Origin of the sequence: Pseudomonas sp. 43(2021), assembly GCF_017490805.1 — a bacterium.
In the GTDB taxonomy this organism is placed as follows: domain Bacteria; phylum Pseudomonadota; class Gammaproteobacteria; order Pseudomonadales; family Pseudomonadaceae; genus Aquipseudomonas.
The window spans coordinates 1-551 of record NZ_JAFGYJ010000218.1 but is presented as its reverse complement, the minus strand read 5'-3'; the positions used below and the strand labels follow the sequence as shown (position 1 = coordinate 551).

Here is a 551-nt window from a genome sequence, read left to right as displayed (position 1 = left end):
GGCACTGGTGAAGTCCTGCGGTCTGTATTTCGAACCGGCGCGGTTGGGCATTGCAGCGACGGATTGGCGAGCGTATTGGCAGGCGCGGCAAGCGCCGACGTGGTTGCTGGATTTGCCAGCCGTGCAACCGGCAACAAGGGTTTCGGTTGCCGAGTTATTGAGCGTTCTGGCGTTGCTGCCAGCGCAGGAACAGATGCGCCGCGTGCTGCTCGATGTCGTACTGAACGCGGCGGACGGCAATGTCGCCGGCGAGTTGGGCGGACGCCTGCGGGTGAAAACCTGGAGCTGGCTCGGCGACCAGGATGCACAATCGCGCCAGGGTGGATTCGCCGGCTGGAGCGCCGACGGCGCGCCGATCTGGGTGGGCGGGCGCGGCACCAGTCAGATGGTCCTGCGTCATTACGGCCAGGCGTTGGCCAGCGTATTGCCGACGGCTTGGCCGGTGGACGCGGGGCGTTGTGTGGAAGTCGGGCTGTTTTCGAAATATCCGGTTTCGAAGGTTCTGGTCGGGGATCGTGTCGCCACGTCCGGGCCATTGCGCGGCGACTACC

1 protein-coding gene is annotated in these 551 nt (G+C 65.3%); it reads left to right on the top strand.

From position 1 onward, the window contains the following. On the top strand, positions 1-551 hold a 551-nt coding region (locus J5M71_RS26845), incomplete at both ends, for a DUF2300 domain-containing protein (protein ID WP_207838535.1).